2 protein-coding genes are annotated in these 4,338 nt (G+C 74.3%); one reads left to right on the top strand and one right to left on the bottom strand.

Annotated features, from left to right (window positions below; translation table 11 throughout):
- Positions 1-124: 124 nt before the first annotated feature.
- A complete protein-coding gene (locus ACFV0G_RS35960) occupies positions 125-1,945 on the bottom strand; it encodes an AMP-dependent synthetase/ligase (protein WP_380557008.1) in 1,821 nt (606 codons plus the stop codon).
- A gap of 376 nt (positions 1,946-2,321) precedes the next feature.
- Here ACFV0G_RS35960 and ACFV0G_RS35955 point away from each other — a divergent pair.
- Positions 2,322-4,338, top strand: a 2,017-nt coding sequence (locus tag ACFV0G_RS35955) for a nitrate- and nitrite sensing domain-containing protein (RefSeq protein ID WP_380557006.1), incomplete at its 3' end; no start/stop codon positions are given.

Genomic DNA, 4,338 nt, shown 5'->3' with positions numbered 1-4,338 from the left:
TCGGGGGGGCCGGCTTCTTTTTTTAACCCCCCCGCGCCCCCCCCGCGGGGGCGGGGGCGCCCCCGGCCCCCCCCCCCCGGCCGGGCCCGCGTCCGCCGCCCGTCCGTCCGGCCCCGGCCGGGCGTCAGGCGGCGTAGAGCTCCTCGATGTCCTGCGCGTAGTGCGTGATGATCGCGTGCCGGCGCATCTTCAGCGACGGCGTCAGCAGGCCGTCCTCCAGCGAGAACTCCTTGGGCAGCAGGCGGAACGCCCGGATCGACTCCGCCCGGGAGACCGCGGTGTTGGCGGCCGCCACCGCCCGCTGCACCTCCAGGTGCAGCTCCTCGTCGGCGAGCGCGCCCCACACGTCCAGCTGCTCCCGGCCGCGCAGCTTGAGCCAGTGTGCGAGCGCCTGGGCGTCCAGCGTGATCAGCGCCGCGACGTACGGCCGGTTGTCGCCCACCACCAGGCACTGGGCGATCAGCGGGTGGGATCTGACCCGCTCCTCCAGGGCGCCGGGGGCGAGGTTCTTGCCGCTGCTGGTGACGATCAGTTCCTTCTTGCGGCCGGTGATGGTGAGGTAGCCGTCCTCGTCCAGGCTGCCGAGGTCGCCGGTGGCGAGCCAGCCGTCGACCAGCGCGGCCGCCGTGCACTGCGGGTGGTTGAGGTAGCCGGCGAAGACCGTGCCACCGGCCACCCAGACCTCGCCGTCGTCGGCGATCGCGACCGAGGCGCCCGGCACCGGCCGCCCCACCGTGCCGAACTTGGGCCGGCCCGGCGGGTTCGCGGTGATCGCGGCCGAGGTCTCGGTGAGGCCGTACCCCTCGTAGACGGTCATCCCGGCGCCGGCGAAGAACAGCCCGAGCTCGCGGCCGAGCGCGGAGCCGCCGGACATCACGTTGCGGACCCGGCCGCCGAGCACCGCGCGCAGCCGCTGGTAGACCATCCGCTCGTAGGCGGCGTGCCGCACCCGCAGGGCCGGGCTCGGCCCGGCGCCGTGGCCGAGCGCCCGGCGCTCCCTGGCCGCCGCCCAGGCGACCGCGGTCTCCGCCGCCTGGTCGAACAGGTCCGCCCGGCCGCTCTCCTCGGCCGCCTCCCGGGCGCGCTGGTAGATCTTCTCGAAGACATAGGGGACGGCGTGCAGGAAGGTCGGCCGGAAGGAGGCCAGCGCGGGCAGCAGGGTGTCGGTGGAGAGCTGGCCGTGGTGGCCGATCCGGATGCCGCCGCGGACGGCCGCGACCTGCACCATCCGGCCGTACACATGGGCGAGCGGGAGGAAGAGCAGGGTCGCCGGCGGGACGCCGCCGGTGTCCCGGAACACCTCGCCCCAGCCGTCCAGCAGTGCGTCGGCCTCGGCGGCGAAGTTCCCGTGGGTCAGCAGGCAGCCCTTGGGCCGCCCGGTGGTGCCCGAGGTGTAGATGACGGTGGCCACCGAGTCCGCGGTGACGCCCAGCCGCTGGCGGTGCACCAGGGAGTCCGGCACGCCGAGGCCGTCCTCGGTCAGCATGCCGACGCAGTCGCGGTCCAGCTGCCAGATGCCGGTGAGCTCGGGCAGCGCGTCGCAGACCGCGCCCACCGTCATCGCGTGGTCCTCGCTCTCCACCACGCACGCGACCGCCTGGGTCTCGGCGAGGATCCAGCGGACCTGCTCGGGTGCGGAGGTCGGGTACACCGGGACGGGGATCGCGCCGATCGACCACAGGGCGTAGTCGAACAGCGTCCACTCGTAGCAGGTGCCGGACATCACCGCGACGCGGTCGCCGTACCGCACCCCGCGGGTCAGCAGGCCCTTGGCCAGCGCCAGCACCTCGTCGCGGAAGCCGAGCGCGGTCACCGGCTCCCATCCGCCGTCGCGGGCGCGGGAGAGCTGGACGAGGCTGGGGCGCTGCTCCGCGGTGTCGTAGACGGAGTCGGCCAGTCCGCCGGCGGCGGGCCCGGACCGGGAGGGGTTGCTGATTTCGCGCACACTGCCCCCGGTGACCTCGGCGCCGCCCGTGCGGGCGGGCCGAGCGGGCCCGCCCGGGCCGGCGAGCACCGGCCGGACGGATCGCAGCGAAGTTACCGGATCGTCGGGATCCTGCCCAGAGGAGACGGCTCCCCGGCACGGCGCGCGCCGCCAGGTGTCGGGAGAGAGCGTTCACCCGGAGAGCAATTCCGGATCATTCGGACAGGCTCGTTCGGGGTGGGCGTCGACCCTTCGAACGGGTGGTCAGGCCGTAGTAGGCTCGCGCAGATCCACCGGCCGGGCTCCCACCCGGGCGGCTCTGTCCCACCCGGGAGGCGTTCCGCCCGCCCGAACCGCTTCCCTGTCCGCGCCTGGCTCCATCCCCTCCGAGGACTCCATGCGTCTGCGCAGCAGCTCGATCCGCGCGAAGATCATCGCGCTGCTCATGGTGCCCATCGTGGCGCTCGGCGGGTTGTGGATCTACGCGACGCTCATCACCACCGGCGACGTGTTCAGCCAGCTCGACGTCAGCTCCACCTACCACGACCTGGTCCGCCCGGTGGACCGCTACACCCTGGACCTCCAGGAGGAGCGCCGCACCGGCGTGCTTCGGCTCGCCGACGGCGGCGCCGGCGGCCAGGCCGCCAAGGACTCCTACGAGCACGCCCAGGCCGCCACCGACAGCAGCCTGCGCGAACTGCGCGACCTCACCTCCACCTCGTCCATCGGCAAGCTCGACCCCCAGCAGCGGGTCAAGTACCAGGACATCCTCACCGCGGCCGACCAGCTCCCGGCCATCCGCAGCCAGGCCGCCCGCGAGGCGGTCAGCTGGGACCACGAGCTCGCCGCCTACAGCGAGCTGGTCGAGACGGTCTTCCCGTTCCGCTCCTCCTTCGCCGGCCGGCAGAGCGGCCAGCTGCCGCGGCAGACCACCCTGCTCAACGAGCTGGTCCGCTCCCGCGAGTACCTCTCCCGGGAGACCGCCGCGATGCAGGCGCTGCGGCTCACCGACCACCCCTACCCGCAGCAGTTCCAGGTCGCCCTGGACAACATGCACGCCCAGCAGGCCCTGTTCAGCGTCTACGTCGGCGAGCTCGACCTCCAGGACCAGCGCGACTACGCCGACCTGCGCAGCTCCGACGCGTGGATGGCGCTGGCCGCCGCCGAGGCGACCTTCGACAGCGCGGTGGACCGCGGCGCGACCGTCCGGGCCAACCCCAAGGACCCGTGGCGGGAGGCCGCACAGCCCTCGCTCACCTCCTTCGCCGACCTCAACACCCGGCTCGCGGACCGGATCGGCGAGCGGGCCCGGTCGTACGCGGTCAACCAGATCGCGCGCGGCGCCATCGCGGGCGCGATCGGCCTGATCGCGGTGGTGCTGTCGGTGATGATCTCCTACCGGATCGGCCGGGGGCTGGTGCGCGAGCTGCTCTCGCTGCGCAACGCGGCCCAGGAGCTGTCCGGCACCAGGCTGCCCGCGATGATGCTGCGGCTGCGCCGCGGCGAGCCGGTCGACATCGAGGCCGAGACCCCCGACCTGGAGTACGGCCCGGCGGAGATCGGCGAGGTCGGCCGCGCCTTCCACGAGGTCCAGCGGGTGGCCGTCGAGGCCGCCGTCGAACAGGCCGAGCTGCGCCGCGGCGTCGCGGCGGTCTTCGTCAACCTGGCCCGCCGCAGCCAGGTCCTCCTGCACCGCCAGCTCACCCTGCTGGACATGATGGAGCGGCGCACAGAGGACCCGGCCGAGCTGGAGGACCTGTTCCGCCTCGACCACCTCACCACCCGCATGCGGCGGCACTCCGAGGGCCTGATCATCCTCTCCGGCGGCTCGCCCGGCCGCGCCTGGCGCAAGCCCGTCCGGATGGTCGACGTGGTCCGCGCGGCGGTCGGCGAGGTGGAGGACTACGCCCGGGTCATCGTCCGGCCGTTCCCCGGCACCGGCCTGCTGGGCAGCGCGGTCGCCGACGTCACCCACCTGGTCGCGGAGCTGGTCGAGAACGCCACGGTGTTCTCCCCGCCGCACACCCAGGTGACCGTGCAGGGCGAGGTGGTCGCGCACGGCTTCTGCCTGGAGATCGACGACCGCGGCCTCGGGCTCGGCGAGCACGCGCTGGAGGAGATCAACCAGCGCCTCGCGGTGGAGCAGGAGTTCGACCTGGCCGACACCGACCGGCTGGGCCTGTTCGTGGTCAGCCGGCTCGCCCGCCGGCACGGCATCCGGGTCCACCTGCGCCCGTCGCCGTACGGCGGCAGCTCGGCCGTGGTGCTGATCCCGCGCGAGCTGCTCGCCGACGCCAGCGAGGTGATGGCCGACCAGTTCTCCGGCCGGCCGGTGGCCGAGCGCCCGCCCGCCGCGGCCGGCGGGCGGCCCGCGGGCCGCGGGGGGCGCCGCGGGGGGGCGCCCCCAGGCTCGC

The organism is Kitasatospora sp. NPDC059571, from assembly GCF_042735675.1.
GTDB lineage: Bacteria > Actinomycetota > Actinomycetes > Streptomycetales > Streptomycetaceae > Kitasatospora.
This window is presented reverse-complemented; position numbering and strand designations above follow the sequence as displayed.